Origin of the sequence: Mycobacteroides franklinii (assembly GCF_002013895.1) — a bacterium.
In the GTDB taxonomy this organism is placed as follows: domain Bacteria; phylum Actinomycetota; class Actinomycetes; order Mycobacteriales; family Mycobacteriaceae; genus Mycobacterium; species Mycobacterium franklinii.
Map to the genome: position 1 here is coordinate 498,307 of NZ_MAFQ01000006.1, position 18,768 is coordinate 517,074.

Here is an 18,768-nt window from a genome sequence, read left to right on the forward strand (position 1 = left end):
AGTGCGAGCCTGACGCGGAAATAGGCCCGGAACACCGCGCCACGCTCGCACTCGGCGGCTAGCTAAGCGACAGCCTCGGCATCGACCGGCTTACGCTCGATCACGGTGGCGAAGCCGATCCCGATCGTCGCCCAGATCAGGGCCTGCGCGATGAACGAGTACAGCCTGAACAGGTACAGGTCCGGCGCCGGGAAACCGGGGAACACGATGTTTCCTGCCGCGTCGAGCAGTGGTCCCGGAGTCTCCGCGATATTCGGCAGCACCAGCATGATCAGCACCGTCACGATGATGTAGGCCTTGCCTGCGATGATGTTCGCTGTCCAGTTCCCATAACGGGCGGCCAACCTGCGACTCAGCCAGATCGCCGCGACCAGTGCGACTACCGACACCACAACCATCAGCAGGTACAGGCCCGTGCGCTCCTTGATCGTCTCCTCCGCACTCGCCGCCGGCGGGTTCGGTGGGTACTTCAGGAACGGCGTGACGTAGAACGCCAAGAACATCCCGCCGGACACCACAAGGGCCAGATTCCGCGCCGTGAGATTGCCCAACCGGCCGATCGTGACCGTGTACACCACCGCGAACAGGGCGCCCATCGCCAGCCCGAACAGCAGGATCCCGAAGAACAAACCCACGTTCTCCTGAACGGTTCGGGTGAACAGTTCGGCACCCTCATGGCCGTGATGATGCGCACCGGCGGCCTCGTCGAGAGTGTGCTGCGCCTCGCCGCGGCCTTCCTCGTACCCGATTGCCCTGTTGATGACCGGTTCGACCGCGATGCGGCCGAATACGAACGCAACCACTCCACCAAGGGCGCCAAACCCCAAGGCACGCAAAATAATCGACGCTATTGACTTATTCATTGGATGCGGGCCGACTCAGTGGCAGGGGAAGCCGAGGAAGTGGCGAGCATCGTGCACAAACTCATGCACATGCATATCGCTACCGAAAACCGATACGGCGCCCTGATCGACGCCGACGAAGTAGTAGGTCAGCAGCGCGAGGAACGCGGTGATGCTGAGCCACAGTGCAGCCCGGGGGATCGACACCGCAACCGGATGGCTGGCGGACGTTGTGTGTGCCATGTTGCTCCTTTTCGAGATACCGCGTCCCGATCTGTTCTTATCGACGACGGGGTCTGACTCTCACAGTGGCGCGACCGTCCTGGAATCACACCAGGTTCCCGTCCTGTCGAAGGACGGACTGAGCTTAGTCGACGTGACTGGTCTACGCGTTCGAGTGATAGTTTTGCCCCGCGTTGGTTTCTCCGAAGCGTTGGGAAGTGTCTTCGGGGATCGCAAGAGGGAATCCGGTGAGAATCCGGAGCTGCCCCGCAGCGGTGAGTGGAAACGACGGCGGCACTACAAGCACTGGGCCCCAGGCCCGGGAAGCAGCCGCTGGTAGGTGAGGCCCGGAACGTGCCTCGTGTCCGCGAGTCCGAAGACCTGCCACCGCGACCACACCGTCAGGTGCGGTCATTCGCCAGTGCCGAGGGACCGCCTGGCGGGTAGCGCTTGTACGGCGCATCCGTCATGCCCTGGTGCCGGCAACCCGACGACGCAGGAATGTCGATGCCCACAGCGCAGCACGCACGGTCTTTGAGCCTTGCGGTCATGGTCGGTCTGGCGGCTCTTGTGCTGCTCTCGGTGACCGCGCTTGCATTCGGTACCGCCGATGTGCCCTGGCGCGACTGTCTGCACTTCCTCTGGTCCGGTGCGACCGGCGGCTCCGTCCGTGCCGCGGACGCCGCGAACTACCGCATCGTCGTCGAGTCCAGGCTGCCGCGAGTGATCCTCGCGATCCTCGTCGGCGCGGGGCTGAGCGTGGTGGGCGTGGTCGTGCAGGCAATGGTCCGCAACGCCCTGGCCGATCCGTATGTTCTCGGCATCTCGTCGGGGGCTTCGGTGGGTGCGACGGCGGTGGTCGTCTACGGCGTGCTCGGCACCCTCGGCGCCTATGCGCTGTCGCTTTCGGCGTCACTGGGCGCCTTGGCCGCGACCGCCCTGGTGTATCACATTGCGCGCACTCCACAGGGTTTGGTGCCGCTACGACTGATCCTGGTTGGAACTGCCGTGGGCTACGGCCTGTCCGCGGTGACAACAGTCCTGGTGTTCTTGGCGCCCAACGGTGAGGCGGCCCGCAGCGTCATGTTCTGGCTATTGGGCAGCCTGGGCGCGTCGTCCTGGGACAAGGTGCCGGTGGCTCTGGCGGCCACCGTGATCGGAATCATCTGCGTTGCGGGTCTGGCCCGTCAGCTCAACGCCCTCGCCATGGGCGACGAGGTGAGCGCGTCGCTGGGTCTACACGCCGGGCGGTTCCGGGTGGCACTGTTCGTGCTGTCGGCCGTCATGACCGGATGCTTTGTATCCATCTGCGGTGCAATCGGATTCGTGGGATTGGTCATTCCACACGCGGCGCGGCTATTGGTCGGGGCGGATCATCGCCGGGTCTTGATCGTGGCTCCGGTGCTGGGCGCATGCTTCCTGGTGGCCGCCGACCTTGTTGCGCGAACCGCGATTCCACCGCAGGAGCTGCCGCTTGGGGCGATCACCGCTGCAGTCGGGGTGCCGGTGTTTGTCGGGTTGATGCGTCGCCGTGCGATGTCAGCGGGGGCTGTCGGCTGATGGACGTTACCTATCGGGGCGTGTCGGTCAACATCGCGGGTGCTCCGATCGTCTCGGACATCGACTTGGACGTCACGGACGGCGGCTTCGTCGGCATAGTCGGGCCCAACGGCAGCGGCAAGTCGACAACCCTGCGCTGCCTATATCGCGCACTCACCCCCGACTGCGGCGACGTTGCGGTCGACGGCGTGTCGATACGGGCAATCAGTATGCGAGAGAACGCACGCCAGGTCGCGGCGCTGACGCAGGACATGTCGCTGGACTTCGACTTCACTGCCGCCGAGGTGGTCGCCACCGGCCGGCTACCGCACGGTACATCGCTGCGTGGGACCTCTGATCTGGACAGACAGCTCTGCGCGCAAGCCACCGATACAGCGGATGTGACGGCACTTGCCGCCCGCAAGTTCAGTTCACTTTCCGGCGGCGAGCGGCAGCGAGTGCTCATCGCGCGCGCCCTGGCGCAGCAGCCGCGCGTGCTGGTGCTCGACGAGCCAACCAATCACCTGGACGTTCGGCATCAGTATTCGATACTCAGTTCCGTTCGTTCACTGGACATTACGATCATCGCCGCACTACATGACCTCAACCTCGCGGCACAGTACTGCGACGCGATCCATGTCATGGCCAACGGCCGCGTGGTGCTCTCCGGAACACCGCACGAGGTCATCACCGCCGAGTCCGTCGGCCGGTGGTTTGGCATCGGCTGCCATGTCATCGCGCATCCACGCAGCGGCGTCCCGCAGATCATCTTCGACGCTGAACCTGAAAGGCAGGAGAAGGTATGAAGGCATTCATCGGCGTGACGGTGGTGGTGTCGTTGCTCTCGGCGAGCTGCGCGACGATCGAGGAGAAAAGCACTGGATCCGAGCGGGTATCCGTCGATAATTGCGCCGCACCCCTTGATGTTCCGGTCCCGGTGACCCGAGCCGTCACCAATGACACCGGGGTCACCGAGCTCCTGTTCGCACTCGGTCTGCAGGATCGGATGGCGGGCTACTTCCTGGACCCCGGGCAGGACCGGGACGTCAAGACCTCGCCGTGGAAGGCGCAATTCGATTCCACCACGAACCTGGGTCAGGGGTTCACGCGGGAAGCCGTACAGACCGCTCGGCCCGATCTTGTCTTTGCCGGATGGAGCTACGGATTCAACGAAACCTCGGGACTGACACCCGAGTGGGTACGGTCCATCGGAGCGGTGCCGTATCAACTCACCGAGGCGTGCCGACAGCCCGGAACCGTACGGCGCGGCATAAAGGCTCCCCTCGATGCCCTGTATGAAGACCTCTCCAACCTAGGGACCATCTTTGGTGTCCAGGATCGCGCGCGGGACCTGATCGCGAACTACCGCAAAATCATTGACGGCGTGCAGTCACGTATTCCGCACGGGCGGCCAAGCGCACGTGTCTTCCTGTACGACAGCGGGGAAGCCCAGCCGTTCACATCGGGTAAAACCGCAGCGCCACAACAAATCATCGAGAAGGCCGGTGGCCGCAATGTATTCTCCGATCTCGATGACAGCTGGACCACCGCCGCCTGGGAAACCGCGGCCCAGCGGGACCCGCAGGTGATCATCATCTGCGATTACGGAGTGGGGCCCAACAACACGGCCGAGGCAAAGATCAACCTACTCAAGGCACAACCACTGATGAGACACACCCAGGCGGTGCGCGACGGGAACTTCATCGTGCTGCCCTACGCCGCACTTGTCGAGGGGCCACGCAATCCGGATGCCATCGTCACTCTGGCGAACTACCTGCGCAGTAAGGGATTCTAGATTTAGCGGCGCCGGACGGCACGTTGGCATGGCTATGGTGAAAGACATGAGTGAATTTCCAACGCTCGGTTTGATGGTGCCTCCCTCCCTCCCACCGGAACGGCTGCTCGAGATCGCACGGGCAGCCGACTCCGCCGGTCTCGATCATCTGTGGGTGTGCGAGGACTGTTTCGCCACCACGTCGATCGCGTATGCCTCCCTGGCCCTTGCTGCTACCGAGCGGATCAGTGTGGGTACCGGTTTCCTCTCGGCACCGGTACGCAATGTCGTCACGGCCGCAATGGACTACAGCATCCTGGCCCGCAACTTTCCCGGCCGGGTGCTGCCGGGAATCGGGCACGGCTGGCAGCCTCACATGGCGCAAATCGGCGCCAAGGTCGGCTCGCCCTTGACCCTGCTCCAGGAGTACGTGACCGCGCTGCGGGATCTGTTGGCAGGCAAGGAGGTCAGTGCCAACGGACGCTATGTGCGGCTGAACGAGGTTAGGCTGGACTGGCCACCCGCGGAACAACTGCCCATCATGATCGGCGCGAACGGGCCCCGCTCGCTGCGCCTGGCCGGCCACCTGGGCGATGGCACCTTGCTAACCAGCATGGTTCCCGCCGATACCGTCGCCGCGCACTGCGCTCTGATCGAACCCGGCCCCGACCACCGGATCTTCCTGAGCCGAACCATCAGCATCGGCCCCGGTGCCGCCCAACTCATCGCGAACGACCCCGGCCACTACCCCGGGATCTCCTTCGACGCTTCGGCGAGCATCGGCGGAGATGCCACCGAGGTCGCCGGGAACCTCCACGCGCTACGAGATCTCGGCGTCACCGATTTCATCGCGTCTCCCACCGGTAACGAACCCGACCTCGTCGAATACATCCGTGCCCTCGGCCAAGAAGTAAGGCCACTGCTGCGCGCCTGAAATTCCAGACAATTACTTCCCGGCCATAGCTGTAGGCGGGGATGGGCCGCGAATCTAGCCGCCGTCGCCGGTCAGTTCCGTGCCCCAGACCGCCCGGGCGCCCGAATCCCCGATCCGGATGACGCCGACGATGGACACGACCCCGAGAATCAGCACCAACACGGCAACGGTCAGGTGCGACCCGAGCCGAGCCGGTGACAGGCCGAGCCGATGAGCGATCGCCAGCACCACCGCCCCCAGCACCAACGCGCTGGAGAACACCAGCATCCAGTCGCCACGCTCGGCGTGCGTCAACAGGGCCGCGCTAGGGCTCTTCTCACGATCGAACAGCCATTCCCCTGCCGAGGTGGTCAGCGGGGTGAGTATCAGCGTCACCGCCGCCAGCACGGCAACCAGCCACACCAGCCGCGACCGAACAGCGACGGAAACCCCACACAGGATCTCCAGGATCGCCGTCAACGGCGCAAGCACGACAACGAAATGCACCAATAGCACGTGTGCAGGCAAGCCGCTGATCGTGTCCATGCGGGGGACACTACTGCCGCAATATGTTCCGCGCCCGGAAACGCCGAACCCGCATCCGCCGCCCAGTGCACAAAAAGCGCCGGGCGTGAGCATTGCTGCTCACGCCCGGCGCTCGCGGAACTGACTACTCCGAGGCCGAGGCCGCCAAGTCGGCTGCCGGCTCCTCGCCGGTGACCAGTGCAGGCTTCGGACGGCCGACGAAGGTGAACTTCGCGTCCTCGCCGGCACCCTCGCCGTCCCAGCCTTCGACGTCGACGGTGACCAGCTCGCCGGGGCCAACCTCGTTGAAGAGGATCTTCTCCGAGAGGGTGTCCTCGATCTCGCGCTGGATGGTCCGACGCAGCGGCCGCGCACCCAGCACCGGGTCGAACCCGCGCTTGGCGAGCAGCGACTTGGCCTTGTCGCTGAGCTCCATCTCCATGTCCTTGGCCTTGAGCTGCTTGCCCACCCGGCCGATCATCAGGTCGACCATCTCGATGATCTGCTCCTGCGTCAACTGCTCGAAGACGATGATGTCGTCGATGCGGTTGAGGAACTCCGGACGGAAGTGCTTCTTGAGCTCGTCGTTGACCTTCTGTTTCATCCGCTCGTAGTTCGAGCCGCCGCCACCCTCGGAGAACCCGAGACCCACGGCCTTCGAAATGTCCGACGTGCCCAGGTTCGAGGTGAAGATCAGCACGGTGTTCTTGAAATCGACTGTGCGGCCCTGGCCGTCGGTGAGACGTCCATCCTCGAGAACCTGCAACAGGGTGTTGTAGATCTCCTGGTGAGCCTTTTCGATCTCATCGAACAGGACAACCGAGAACGGCTTCCTTCTGACCTTCTCGGTGAGCTGACCGCCCTCCTCGTAGCCGACGTATCCCGGAGGCGCGCCGAAAAGCCTTGAGGCCGTGAAGCGGTCGTGGAACTCACCCATGTCGATCTGGATAAGCGCGTCGTCGTCGCCGAACAGGAAGTTGGCCAGCGCCTTGGACAGCTCGGTCTTACCGACACCCGACGGGCCGGCGAAGATGAACGAACCCGAGGGGCGCCGCGGGTCCTTCAGACCGGCACGGGTGCGGCGGATCGCCTTGGAGACCGCCTTGACGGCGTCCTCCTGCCCGATGATCCGCTTGTGCAGCTCGTCCTCCATGCGCAGCAGCCGCGTGGTCTCTTCCTCGGTCAGCTTGAACACGGGGATACCGGTCCAGTTGCCCAGCACCTCGGCGATCTGCTCATCGTCAACTTCGGCAACGACATCCAGATCACCTGAACGCCACTGCTTTTCGCGATCGGCACGCTGCGCGACCAACTGCTTCTCGGAGTCACGCAAGCGCGCGGCCTTCTCGAAGTCCTGGGCGTCGATGGCCGATTCCTTCTCCCGACGCGCATCGGCGATCTTCTCGTCGAACTCGCGCAGGTCTGGCGGAGCGGTCATCCGACGGATGCGCATGCGGGCACCGGCCTCGTCGATCAGGTCGATCGCCTTGTCGGGCAAGAACCTGTCGTTGATGTACCGATCGGCCAGGGTGGCCGCCGCCACCAGCGCGCCGTCGGTGATGGACACCCGGTGGTGCGCCTCGTAGCGGTCGCGCAGACCCTTGAGGATCTCGATCGTGTGTTCAACGGTCGGCTCACCCACCTGCACCGGCTGGAACCGGCGCTCCAGGGCGGCATCCTTCTCGATGTACTTGCGGTACTCATCGAGGGTGGTCGCGCCGATCGTCTGCAGCTCACCGCGAGCCAGCTTGGGCTTGAGGATCGAGGCCGCGTCGATCGCGCCCTCGGCCGCGCCCGCACCGACCAGGGTGTGCAGCTCGTCGATGAACAGGATGATGTCGCCGCGGGTGTTGATCTCCTTGAGCACCTTCTTGAGACGCTCTTCGAAGTCACCGCGGTAGCGGCTGCCGGCCACCAGGGACCCGAGGTCCAAGGTGTACAGCTGCTTGTTCTTCAGTGTCTCGGGCACCTCGCCATGGACGATGGCCTGCGCCAGACCCTCGACGACGGCGGTCTTACCGACACCGGGCTCACCGATCAGCACCGGGTTGTTCTTGGTGCGACGGCTCAGCACCTGCATGACCCGCTCGATTTCCTTCTCACGGCCGATGACCGGATCGAGCTTGCCCTCCATGGCGGCGGCGGTCAGGTTGCGGCCGAACTGGTCAAGCACCAGCGAGGTCGACGGTGTGCCTGCTTCGCCACCGCGGCCGCTGGTACCGGACTCGGCGGTCTCCTTGCCCTGGTAGCCGCTCAGCAGCTGGATGACCTGCTGACGCACCCGGGTCAGCTCAGCGCCCAGCTTCACGAGCACCTGAGCCGCGACGCCTTCACCCTCACGGATGAGGCCCAGCAGGATGTGCTCGGTACCGATGTAGTTGTGGCCGAGCTGCAACGCCTCGCGCAGACTCAGCTCCAGCACCTTCTTGGCGCGGGGGGTGAAGGGAATGTGCCCGGACGGCGCCTGCTGGCCCTGGCCGATGATCTCCTCGACCTGGCTGCGCACCCCCTCCAGGGAGATGCCCAACGACTCAAGCGACTTGGCGGCAACGCCCTCGCCCTCGTGAATCAGACCCAGCAGGATGTGCTCGGTACCGATGTAGTTGTGGTTGAGCATGCGGGCCTCTTCTTGGGCCAGCACAACCACCCGCCGTGCGCGGTCAGTGAATCTCTCGAACATCGGTCTCCCTCGCTTCCTCGTCCGGCCTTTGCGCGAGCGGTTGATGGTGTCGCTCGGGGCTCCCCCCAAACGGCTCATCCCCGCTGGCACTAGGACCTAATCGCCACTCTAGTGGTCGGCCGTAGTCGGTGCGGTGTTCGCATACCTGGAGACGCCTCCACTACACGAAATCACCGCACCCGGCGGTGCTTGTCAGGCAACCGAAACAACGCCAGATGCGGTGAAAACGTTTCCGATTTTGGCCGGGCTTCGCCGTAAGCGAAATTGCCCGGGGAACGTACTAGTTGGCCGCGTTGAACGCGTCGACAACTTCAGCCGGAATGCGGCCACGCGATGACACATTGTGCCCGTTCTTACGCGCCCACTCCCGGATCGCCGCACTCTGCTCGCGATCAATGCTGGCACGGCCACGAGTCGAGCCCGAACTCCCCCGCCCCCGGCGACGTCCGCTGACACGACGCGCGTGTTCAACCCATGTAGCGAGCTGATTACGCAGCTTCTCCGCATTCTTGGAAGAAAGGTCGATCTCGTAAGTCACACCGTCAACACCGAATTCAACAGTCTCGTCGGCAGGCGCTTCGCCATCGACGTCGTCGACAAGCGTGACGGTGACCTTCTTAGCCATTCCTTTTTTCCTTCCAAATGCGGAACCCCCGTTGGTCCACCTCAAACATGCCACGGATTGCCGCAAAGTTCAACATACCCGCAAGGCTGCGCGTGTTCGGCTCAAGGCAAGCCTTTCACTACACTCATAGTTGAAAAGTGTGACAAAAATTCGGACGCGTAGATCAGAGTGCGGGTCTGACAATCGGGAACAAGATCGTTTCTCGAATTCCCAACCCGGTAAGCGCCATCAACAACCGGTCAATACCCATCCCGGTTCCGGCGGCCGGCGGCATCGCGTGCTCCATCGCCCCGAGGAAATCCTCATCCAGACTCATGGCCTCGTCATCACCGGCAGCCGCCAATCGCGCCTGGTCAACGAATCTTTCACGCTGAATGACCGGGTCGATCAGCTCCGAGTATCCGGTTGCCAATTCGAAGCCACGCACATACAAATCCCACTTCTCGGTCACACCGGCGATACTGCGGTGCTGACGGGTCAACGGAGCCGTCTCAACTGGGAAATCCCTGACAAAAGTCGGCGCGAACATTTTATCGCCGACCTGGTGTTCCCACAGTTCCTCGATCAGTTTTCCGTGCCCGTAACCGCGGTCGGTGGGAATCTCGGCGCCCACCCGATCTGCGATCTTCCATAGCGCGGCAACCGGCGTATCAGGCGTGATCTCCTCGCCAAGAGCCGCAGACAACGACGGATACATTTCCACCGTTGTCCACTCACCATCCAAGTCGTAGGTAGATCCATCCGGCAACGTCACCTGCCGGGTGCCCATTGCATCGTCGGCTACCTCTTGGATGAGCTCACGGATCATTGTCGCGGCGGTGTCGTATGTGCCGTAGGTCTCGTATGTTTCCAACATCACGAATTCGGGGGAATGTGTGGAATCCGCACCTTCATTTCGGAAAACTCTGTTGAGTTCGAAAATCTTGTCGAAACCACCAACAAGTGCCCTTTTCAGGAAAAGTTCCGGTGCAATACGCAGATACAGGTCCATATCAAGCGCGTTTGAATGCGTAATGAACGGGCGCGCCGCAGCACCTCCTGCGAGGGTCTGCAAGATCGGCGTCTCCAGCTCCAAGAAATCACGCCGGTGCAGCGCATCACGAATAGCGCGCATCACCGCGACACGCTGCCGCGCGGTCTGCCGCGCCTCTGGGCGCACGATGAGGTCAACGTAGCGCTGGCGCACTCTGGTCTCTTCGGACATCTCCTTGTGAGCAACGGGCAGCGGGCGGAGGGACTTCGACGCCATCTGCCAGCCGTCCGCCAAGACACTCAGCTCGCCGCGACGCGAGCTGATGACCTCACCGTGCACAAATACGATGTCGCCGAGATCCACGTCGGTCTTCCAGTCGGCGAGCGACTGTTCGCCGACGCCCGCCAGACTGATCATCACCTGTAGCGAGGTGCCGTCGCCCTCCTGAAGCGTCGCGAAACAGAGCTTGCCGGTGTTGCGGGAGAAGATGACCCGGCCCGAGACGCCCACCAGCACGCCGGTGCTGGTGTCGGTTTCCAGATCCGCGTAGGCATCTCGGATCTGCTTGAGGCTGTGGGTTCTGGGCACCTCCACCGGATACGGCTGGGTACCTTCGGCGAGCAGCTTCTCGCGCTTGGCCTGCCGGATGCGAAATTGTTCCGGCAAGCTGGTCTGCGCGTCAGGATCAGTCACGTCTCGGCAGCTTAGCGGTACTGCTTCGCCCGTACGATTCTGTTTAGTTTGTACCTACCTGGTCGCTCGCGTCTTACCGCGCTGGTCAGCGCGGTTGCGTTCGTACACCAGCGCCAAACCGTCGAGTGTGAGGTGCTCCTCATAGCGGTCGACGGTGTTGATCTCGGGCAGGATCAACGGTGCGGTGTGGCCGGTGGCCACCACCGTCACTCCGGTGCCACCGAAGCCGTCGATATCGCGACGCACCCGCCCCACCAGTCCATCCACCAATCCGGCGAACCCGAAAACCGCTCCGGACTGCATGCACTCGACCGTGTTCTTTCCGACGACAGAGCGCGGGCGGGTCAGCTCCACCCTGCGCAGGGCGGCGCTGCGAGCGGCGGCAGCATCGGAAGACACCTGCACACCTGGTGCGATCGCTCCCCCGAGAAACTCTCCCTTGGCCGACACCACATCCACACAAATCGAGGACCCGAAATCCACCACGATGCACGCGGAACCGAATCTATGATGTGCGGCAAGGCAATTGACGATACGGTCGGCGCCTACCTCTTTGGGATTGTCCACCAGAAGCGGCAGTCCGGTGCGCACGCCGGGCTCGATCAGCACCTGCGGAACCGATGACCAGTACTGGTCGAACATCCCGCGCATTTCGTGCAATACGGAAGGCACGGTGGAAAGTGCCGCAACTCCGGTAAGCGTCTCGCTGTCGTCGCCGATCAGTCCGTCGATGGTGAGTGCCAGCTCGTCGGCGGTGATCTCGGGCTCGGTGCGAATCCGCCAGTGCTGAACGACCTTGGCGTGCTCGCCCGTCCCGGAGACCAGCCCCAACACGGTGTGGGTGTTGCGTACGTCGATGGCCAACAGCACGGCTACACCAGACCGCGCGGCGACACCAAGCCGAAGTTTTCGGGCACGTAGGCCGGGTCGCCGCCGTGCTCACCCAGATCGACCTGTTTGTTGTCCGAGTCGACGAATACCACTCGCGGCGTGAAGGCGCGGGCCTCCTGATCGCTCATCACGCCGTAGGCAATGATGATCACCAGGTCCCCCGGATGTACCAGATGTGCTGCAGCACCGTTGATCCCAATGACACCGCTGCCACGCGTACCGGTAATCGCGTAGGTCTCCAGCCGGGTACCGTTGTCGATGTCGACGATGGTGACCTGCTCACCCTCCAGCAGGTCCGCCGCTTCCATGAGATCGGGGTCGATAGTGACCGAGCCGACATAGTGCAGGTCGGCATGCGTCACGGTGGCGCGATGGATCTTTGACTTCATCATCGTGCGGAACATCAGATCCTCCAGTCAGTTTCGCCAGGGTAGTTCGTGATCAGGGTCCGACGGCACCGCCGGTCCGATCTCGACGGGAACGTTGTCCAACAGCCGAGTGGCCCCCAGCTTGGCCGCCACCAGCATCCGACCGGGCCCATGTGCGGGGGCGGGGCCCAGATCGGCGCCGCGCACTTCGAGGTAATCCACCTCGATCGCCGGTACCTCATCGAGCACCGCGCGGGCCGCATCCAACGCCGCCTCCGTACCCGCCGAGGCTGAATAGATTCCGGCGAGGAGTGCGGCAGATAACGCACCTGCCTGCTCACGATGCTCGTCGCTGAGGTATACGTTCCGCGAGGACATCGCCAGTCCGTCCGCCTCACGAACGATCGGCACCGCGTCGATCCGAGTCTTGACGTTGAGATCGGCAACCATCTGCCGGATGAGCACCAGCTGCTGGTAATCCTTCTCACCGAAGTACGCCCGGTCGGGCGCGATGATCTGCAGCAGCTTGAGTACCACCGTCAGCATCCCGGCGAAATGCGTTGGCCGGGAGGCACCCTCAAGCTCGGCACCGAGCGGTCCGGGCTGGACGGTAGTGCGTTGACCTTGGGGATACATCGCCTCCACGCTCGGCGCGAACACCAGCTCCACGCCTTCCTCGCGCAATTTCTCTACGTCGGAATCCAGCGTGCGGGGATAGGCATCGAGGTCCTCCCCGGCGCCAAATTGCAAGGGGTTGACGAAGATCGACACCACGACCACCGCGCCGGGCACCTTGCGAGCATGCCGGACCAACGTCAGGTGGCCCTCATGTAACGCACCCATGGTCGGCACCAGCATGACCCGGCGTCCGGTATGCCGCAACGCCTTGGACACGTCGTACATGGTGCCTGGATCGTGGTGAACCGTGAGTTCTCCACGAAGGTAGCCCTTCGGCCCCTTCTGTCCGTACAAACTCGTCATCTCAGTGCCTTTACCTTGCCTTAGCCAGCATCTCGGGGTTCCAGTGCGGCGAAAACCGATTTGGGGGCGTGCGCGCGCTGCGCCGTCCTACGCGCGTCGCAACGGTAGGCCTCGGCCAACGCCGGGTCTGTCTCGGCGAGCGCCTCGAGATGGCGCCCAATGGCGGCACCGTCTCCCCGCGCCACCGGGCCGGTCAGGGCCGCCTGCCCGCGATCCAGCGCGTTGTTGACGGCGGCACGCACCAGCGGCGCCAGCATCCGTTCGGGCAGCCCGCCCGGTCCGTCACCAATTGTCTCCTGTCCCAACAGCTCCTGTCCCCAGAGCGCGGAGCGCAACGCCTCAACCGCATCCAGCACCAGGGTCACCACATGGTTGCTTCCGTGTGCCAGCGCCGCGTGATAGAGGGTGCGGGCATCCTCACGCACGCGCACCGGTTCGCCGCCGATCTCCAGCACCAGGGCCGTACCGATGGCGTAGCCGGTCTCATCTGCAGCAGTAATTCCAAAGCAGGAGTTGGGAAGTCGTTCGATGTCCTCATCGCCGCCGGCAAAGGTCATGGCCGGATGAATGGCCAGCGGGACGCACCCGAGGGCGGTCAGCGGTTCCAGGATCGCAATGCCGTTGGCGCCCGAGGTGTGCACCACGATCGTTCCGGGCCGCACCGAACCGGTGGCGGCAAGCCCCGAGACCAGTGCCGCCAACTCATGGTCCGGCACCGCGAGGATCAACAGCTCGGCGCGCGGAGCTACTTCTTGGGCGGGCAGTACCTGACTTTCCGGCAGCCGCCGCTCAGCACGTCGTCGCGAAGTATCGGATACCGCGCTGCAGGCGACGACGAAGTGCCCGGCCGTCTCCAGCGCGACGCCCAGCGCGGTGCCGACGCGACCGGCAGAAATGATTCCGACGGCCAGGCGGGCTGGCCGCATGCCGTCCAGCGGGCCGCCGGATTGGTCACCCGAACGGTTCCCGGCTGGGCCATCGACATCGAAAGCCTCAGACATGCTGAACGAGACACCTCGCAGATTAGATACGTTCCAGTCCTGCTGCGCAGGTACCGGACGGTCACCAGCAGAGTAATCCCCGGGCTGCGCTATCGGCAGAGGCCTGGGCCGTTAGATTGCTCACTTTCACGCACGGTGACGAAATCCGGCTACATCAGTCCTCACGGCGACGCCGACGGCCGCCACTGGACTCCGAAGGATCGCTCTGCATACGTCCCAGGAGGTCGGCGACCGAAAAGCCGCCGGTGTCCTCCGCGCGACGCCGACCACGGGTTTCTTCAGATTCCTCGGGCTCCGGGGCCCGACGCTTTCCACGCTTCTCCTCCGGCTCCGGGTCCGGCTCTGGCGCGCGGTGACCGCCCGAGCTCTCCGGATAGCTCGGCTGTTCGGGCGCCGGGGGTGGCGGATAAGACGGCTCGGGTGCCCAATGCCCCCCGCCTGCGGTCTCGGGTGCGGCCGGTGCCTGGTGACGTGACGGAACTCCGGAGTGGCGGCCGCCGCCCGCGGGTTCGGCCGGATATGGGCCTGAGGGTGCTGCAGGTTCGCTGGCGGCCCAATTGCTGCCGGTCGTTCCGGGAGGTAGCCACTGGCCCTCGGCGGGTGCCGGTGCCCAGGCACTGGGGGGCGGTGGCGGGGGTGCGTTCCATTCCTGCGGCGGTGCGTTCCACGCAGGGTGGGGCGCAGGTTGCTCGGGCGGGGCCATCGGTACAGGCACCGGGTCCCAGTCCTCACCGTCGGCCGCCGCATCCCAATCCTCTTGCCTGGCAGCCCAATATGCTTGTTGCGGGGACTCCGCGGCCGGCGCGGGCGCCGGGAACTGCGGTTGATGCCCGGGCATCGGAGGCTGTGCCACATACGGTTCGGGTTGCGGACGCCAATGCGTCCCCGAAGACACCGGCTGCTGATACGGCTCGGGCTCGTGAGGTTGAGCGGCCCCGTAGTACGGAGGTGCCGGATAGGGCGGCGTCGGTGGCGCTTCGTCCTCGTGATGAGGATCTTCGGCGACATCGATGATCGGGTACTCCGATGTCCGCCCGTCCTCCTCGACCGCGGTGACATCTTGATATTCGGCCGCAGGAGCAGGTTCCGACTCGCGCACGGAACGGGTGAACGCGGCAGCGTTCGTGTTCGATACGGGCTGCGGCTCCGCCCCGGGCCAGGGGCCCAGCGCGCGAATCGGGTCGTGCTCGATCGCTGGGCGGTCACTGAGGTCGGTATTGAAGAGGATCTCCAGATTGGTGCGCAATGCGGCGAGCTCGGCCCGCAGCGTCGCAATCTCGTCCGCGGCCTGCGCCTCGATCTCCCCCGCCAGCTGCTGGCGCAGCTTGCTCTCGACCGTCAGCTCGTACTCGCGTCGTGCCGAGATCTCCCGCTCCAATTGCAGGTCGTAGACGAGCTTCTGGTCGCGAACCTTGGCTTGATCGGTATCGCTCTGCCGACGGTAGGTCAGTGCGGCGAACGACGCGATGACTGCAGCCCATAGCGCCAGCAACAAGCCGACGCGCAAATAGATGGCCTTATCGGTGAAAACCAGCGCAATCCCGGACCCGATAGCCAACACCAGCAACGCGGTCAGCAACGCCCATCCGGGGCGTCGACTGCCACGCCGGGGCTTCGCCGCACGGGTGGGCATCGTCATGGAGGTGACTGTACCTGGACAGCGCAGTGTGCTGGCCGACCTCGAATCGGCGATTCGACATGCGTGGGTGCTATCTGGCGGGGGTCGCGGGCGGGTCTGGCGGCGACTTACAGCAATGCTGGAGCCACAGCCCGGCGACGACGAGCGTCAGCGCACATCCGGTGGCGATCACCACACCAAGGGTGTCCGCGGCGGCCGCGGCCAGATGCGCGCGCCGCGGCAGGATGTAGACGAGCATCGCCATCCACCATCCGGTCATCAGCGTGCCGAGCCACGCCGACGCCTTCGCGACCACAACCGAACGCGCCACCACAAGCGCGGGCAAACGTCCGGTGCCGACTCCGATCTGACCGTGGTTGACCTTGCTACGGATGTAGAACGCCCACCCGCCTTCGGCGATCGCCAGTACCAACAGCGAAACGCCGGCAAGCAACGGGATCGGCGGCAGAGAGCCGTAGGCCATCAACACAAAGAAATAGCCGAGGATCGCCGTCACCGTGCCCGCGATCAGCAGATCGCGGATCCGGGTGGTTCCCACTACGTCACCGGACCGGTCAGGGCGTCATCGACCCGTCGCACACCCTCACGTTCGGCCGCGTCCAGCCCGGCCAGCAGGTCGGATACCGGGCGGACCCGGCCCGCTACGGTCAGCTCCGCACCGGGATCCAATGCCAGCCAGGGCACCAACACGAACGCGCGTTGATGCGCGCGCGGGTGCGGCAGCGTCAGATCCGGGTCATCGGAAAGGATCTCGGTGCCAGCGGCAGCTTGCCTGCAGCTGATCACATCGACATCGAGAGTCCTGGGGCCCCACCGCTCCGTGCGCACTCGCTGCGCGGATTGCTCCAGGCGGTGCGCCATCGCGAGCCACTCGCGAGGCTCACACCCGTCCGCGATGACGACAGCATTGAAGAAATCCGGCTGCGGAACCGGCCCCCACGGTGCGGTCTGGTACACCGGCGACACGCCAACCACATCCGCGCCCAGCGCGTCCACTACCGATTGCAGGTGCGCGAGCCTGTCACCAAGGTTGGATCCGACGGAAAGCACGGCACGCACTGCTACTGAGCCCCGGACCGGGATCGCCGGGATCGGCGGGCCACCACCGCCACATCGCTGAATGTCAACGGAATTGGCGCATTCGGCTTGTGCACCACCGCCTCCACCGCATGCACGCGAGAATCGGTCATCACGTCTTCGGCGATAGCACCCGCGACTGATTCGATGAGATTGCGCGGCGGCCCTGCCACGATCGCGGCCGCGCGCTGAGCCAGATCTCCATAGTCAAACGTGTCGGCCAGCTCATCGGTGGTCGCGGCGGTATCAAGGTCGATCCAGACGGTGACATCGACCGAGAACTCCTGACCGTCGCGGCGCTCGTGCTCAAAAACTCCGTGATAGCCAAAGACTTTCAGGCCGCGCAACTCGATACGGTCGGTCATTTCTTTGCGCCCTTGGTGCCACGCTGCGCAACCTCACGACGCCACTTGCCACCCGCGGTCTTACTGGGCTCGGGGCGCACCGTCCGCACCGTCACCTCGGTGGTCACCTCGTCCGGTGCGGTGATCGTGGGGGTGGGCTCCGGCGTGGGCTGCGGTTCCGGCGAGGTTGCCTGTTGACTTTCTTCCTCGTCTTCCTCAACGGTTTCGGCACCCCCGGTTTCCCAGGCGCGCACCACCTTGAGCGCATCCATGGACGCGGTCACGTCATGCACGCGCACACCCCACACCTCGTGCAGCGCGCCCAGCGCGGTAATGACGGCGGTTGCGGTTTCACGCCCGTCTGGGGGCCGCTCCACACCCTTCAAATCGGTAAGCAGCGAGCCCAGGAACCGCTTCCGGGACGCACCGATCAGGATCGGGTAGCCCAGCTCCTGCAGATCAGGGATCGACTGCAGCAGCAGCCAGTTGTGGTGCGCGGTCTTGGCGAAACCGAGGCCGGGATCCAGGATCAGCTTTTCCGGGGCGACACCGGCCTTGATTGCGACTTCTACCGACTCCATCAGCTCACGCGAGACATCGGTGACCACATCGCCATAGTTTCGAGTGGCCGGAGTATGTATGAAATCCTTTGAACGCCAATGCATCAGGATCCACGGCACACCCCGCTCAGCTACCAGCGGGGCCATCTCCGGATCGGCCCGGCCACCCGAAACATCGTTGACCATGTTTGCGCCCGCGTCGATCGCGGCGGCCGCGACCTCCGCGCGCATGGTGTCCACGCTGATGTTGATCCCATGGCTGGCAAGCTCTTTGATCACCGGGATGACCCGTTGCATCTCGATCTTCTGCCTGATCGGCGCCGAGCCCGGCCGAGTCGACTGGCCGCCGACATCGATGATGTCCGCGCCGGCGGAGGCAAGTGCCAGGCCGTGCGCCACCGCGTCCGATTGCCTGACGAATTGTCCACCGTCAGAGAAGGAGTCGTCGGTAACATTGACGACTCCCAGGATATGGGTCAGTGCGGGAGTATCCGTCACGCCGGCGATCATGCCCTCATCATCAGGTCGAGAACCTCAGCCCGCGAGGCCGCGTCGCTTTTGAACTGACCCCGCACCGCCGAGGTGGTAGTCGTCGCGCCGGGTTTGCGTACGCCACGCATGGCCATACACAAATGCTCGGCCTCAACCACAACGATCACCCCACGCGGCTCCAGCTTGCGCACCAACGCGTCGGCGATCTGCGCGGTCAACCGCTCCTGCACCTGTGGCCGCTTCGCGTAAAGGTCAACCAGGCGTGCGATTTTCGACAGCCCGGTGACCCGACCGTGTTCCCCGGGGATGTATCCGACGTGTGCGACACCGTGGAACGACACCAGATGATGCTCACACGTCGAGTACATCGGTATCGACTTCACCAACACCAGCTCATCGTGCTGTTCATCGAATGTGGTGTTCAGCACGGTGTCCGGATCGGTGTACAACCCGGCGAATATCTCCTGGTAGGCGCGCGCCACCCGGGCCGGGGTATCGACCAACCCGTTCCGATCCGGGTCTTCACCAACCGCATAGAGCAGTTCGCGGACCGCGGCCTCGGCACGCGCCTGATCGAAGACGTGACCGGTCGGATGGCCGTTGCGCTCGGCCGTCTCGGGCGAGTTCAT

Annotated in this window: 20 protein-coding genes and 1 riboswitch; of the genes, 4 read left to right on the forward strand and 16 right to left on the reverse strand. The window is 64.3% G+C overall.

Annotated features, from left to right (window positions below):
- Positions 1-62 precede the first annotated feature (62 nt).
- The gene (locus B4393_RS12270) at positions 63-863 is read right to left on the reverse strand and encodes a CbtA family protein (RefSeq protein ID WP_078334357.1); all 801 of its coding nucleotides are present in this window, start codon (positions 861-863) and stop codon (positions 63-65) included.
- A gap of 15 nt (positions 864-878) precedes the next feature.
- On the reverse strand, positions 879-1,085 hold the full coding sequence (locus B4393_RS12275; protein ID WP_078334358.1) for a CbtB domain-containing protein: 207 nt from the start codon (positions 1,083-1,085) through the stop codon (positions 879-881).
- A gap of 157 nt (positions 1,086-1,242) precedes the next feature.
- Positions 1,243-1,467, forward strand: a riboswitch (cobalamin riboswitch).
- Between the two features lie 98 nt (positions 1,468-1,565).
- On the opposite strand from B4393_RS12275, the gene B4393_RS12280 reads away from it, so the two are divergent.
- From B4393_RS12280 to B4393_RS12295, 4 genes are read left to right on the forward strand one after another with little or no spacing between them, the layout of a single operon-like run.
- The gene (locus B4393_RS12280; RefSeq protein WP_070937263.1) at positions 1,566-2,624 is read left to right on the forward strand and encodes a FecCD family ABC transporter permease; all 1,059 of its coding nucleotides are present in this window, start codon (positions 1,566-1,568) and stop codon (positions 2,622-2,624) included.
- Positions 2,624-3,409: an ABC transporter ATP-binding protein gene (locus tag B4393_RS12285; RefSeq protein WP_078334359.1), complete on the forward strand. Its 786-nt coding sequence runs from the start codon at positions 2,624-2,626 to the stop codon at positions 3,407-3,409. The genes B4393_RS12280 and B4393_RS12285 overlap by 1 nt, the downstream gene beginning before the upstream one ends.
- Positions 3,406-4,398, forward strand: a complete 993-nt coding sequence (locus tag B4393_RS12290; RefSeq protein ID WP_078334360.1) for an ABC transporter substrate-binding protein — start codon at positions 3,406-3,408, stop codon at positions 4,396-4,398. The genes B4393_RS12285 and B4393_RS12290 overlap by 4 nt, the downstream gene beginning before the upstream one ends.
- 46 nt (positions 4,399-4,444) lie before the next feature.
- Positions 4,445-5,311 (forward strand): LLM class flavin-dependent oxidoreductase, encoded by an 867-nt coding sequence (locus B4393_RS12295; RefSeq protein WP_157901274.1) that lies wholly within the window; start codon positions 4,445-4,447, stop codon positions 5,309-5,311.
- 54 nt (positions 5,312-5,365) lie between these two features.
- On the opposite strand, the gene B4393_RS12300 is transcribed toward B4393_RS12295, so the two are convergent.
- From B4393_RS12300 to folE, 14 genes are all read right to left on the reverse strand, one after another.
- The gene (locus tag B4393_RS12300) at positions 5,366-5,836 is read right to left on the reverse strand and encodes a DUF2231 domain-containing protein (protein ID WP_078334362.1); all 471 of its coding nucleotides are present in this window, start codon (positions 5,834-5,836) and stop codon (positions 5,366-5,368) included.
- A 124-nt stretch (positions 5,837-5,960) separates the two neighbouring features.
- Positions 5,961-8,495, reverse strand: a complete 2,535-nt coding sequence (gene clpC1 / locus B4393_RS12305; protein ID WP_070937267.1) for an ATP-dependent protease ATP-binding subunit ClpC — start codon at positions 8,493-8,495, stop codon at positions 5,961-5,963.
- 280 nt (positions 8,496-8,775) lie between these two features.
- Positions 8,776-9,120, reverse strand: a complete 345-nt coding sequence (lsr2, locus tag B4393_RS12310) for a histone-like nucleoid-structuring protein Lsr2 (RefSeq protein ID WP_070937268.1) — start codon at positions 9,118-9,120, stop codon at positions 8,776-8,778.
- 163 nt (positions 9,121-9,283) lie between these two features.
- Positions 9,284-10,786 carry a lysine--tRNA ligase gene (gene lysS / locus B4393_RS12315; RefSeq protein ID WP_078334363.1) on the reverse strand — a complete coding sequence of 501 codons (1,503 nt, stop codon included), beginning with the start codon at positions 10,784-10,786 and terminating at the stop codon, positions 9,284-9,286.
- A gap of 54 nt (positions 10,787-10,840) precedes the next feature.
- Positions 10,841-11,656 carry a type III pantothenate kinase gene (locus B4393_RS12320; RefSeq protein WP_078334364.1) on the reverse strand — a complete coding sequence of 272 codons (816 nt, stop codon included), beginning with the start codon at positions 11,654-11,656 and terminating at the stop codon, positions 10,841-10,843.
- 2 nt (positions 11,657-11,658) lie between these two features.
- Positions 11,659-12,081, reverse strand: coding sequence for an aspartate 1-decarboxylase (gene panD / locus B4393_RS12325; protein ID WP_078334365.1), 423 nt, complete (start codon positions 12,079-12,081; stop codon positions 11,659-11,661).
- A gap of 12 nt (positions 12,082-12,093) precedes the next feature.
- The gene (gene panC, locus B4393_RS12330) at positions 12,094-13,026 is read right to left on the reverse strand and encodes a pantoate--beta-alanine ligase (RefSeq protein WP_078334366.1); all 933 of its coding nucleotides are present in this window, start codon (positions 13,024-13,026) and stop codon (positions 12,094-12,096) included.
- Positions 13,027-13,046: 20 nt separating this feature from the next.
- Positions 13,047-14,027 carry a Rossmann-like and DUF2520 domain-containing protein gene (locus B4393_RS12335; RefSeq protein ID WP_078334367.1) on the reverse strand — a complete coding sequence of 327 codons (981 nt, stop codon included), beginning with the start codon at positions 14,025-14,027 and terminating at the stop codon, positions 13,047-13,049.
- A gap of 154 nt (positions 14,028-14,181) precedes the next feature.
- Positions 14,182-15,666 (reverse strand): DUF6779 domain-containing protein, encoded by a 1,485-nt coding sequence (locus B4393_RS12340; RefSeq protein ID WP_109842407.1) that lies wholly within the window; start codon positions 15,664-15,666, stop codon positions 14,182-14,184.
- Positions 15,667-15,736: 70 nt separating this feature from the next.
- Positions 15,737-16,204: a DUF3180 domain-containing protein gene (locus B4393_RS12345; RefSeq protein ID WP_078334368.1), complete on the reverse strand. Its 468-nt coding sequence runs from the start codon at positions 16,202-16,204 to the stop codon at positions 15,737-15,739.
- Positions 16,204-16,716, reverse strand: coding sequence for a 2-amino-4-hydroxy-6-hydroxymethyldihydropteridine diphosphokinase (gene folK, locus B4393_RS12350; protein ID WP_078334476.1), 513 nt, complete (start codon positions 16,714-16,716; stop codon positions 16,204-16,206). Before folK ends, B4393_RS12345 begins: the two co-directional genes overlap by 1 nt.
- An 11-nt stretch (positions 16,717-16,727) precedes the next feature.
- Positions 16,728-17,108, reverse strand: coding sequence for a dihydroneopterin aldolase (gene folB / locus B4393_RS12355; RefSeq protein ID WP_078334369.1), 381 nt, complete (start codon positions 17,106-17,108; stop codon positions 16,728-16,730).
- A complete protein-coding gene (folP, locus tag B4393_RS12360; RefSeq protein WP_078334370.1) occupies positions 17,105-18,157 on the reverse strand; it encodes a dihydropteroate synthase in 1,053 nt (350 codons plus the stop codon). Before folP ends, folB begins: the two co-directional genes overlap by 4 nt.
- Positions 18,154-18,768 carry a GTP cyclohydrolase I FolE gene (folE, locus tag B4393_RS12365; protein ID WP_078281861.1) on the reverse strand — a complete coding sequence of 205 codons (615 nt, stop codon included), beginning with the start codon at positions 18,766-18,768 and terminating at the stop codon, positions 18,154-18,156. The genes folP and folE overlap by 4 nt, the downstream gene beginning before the upstream one ends.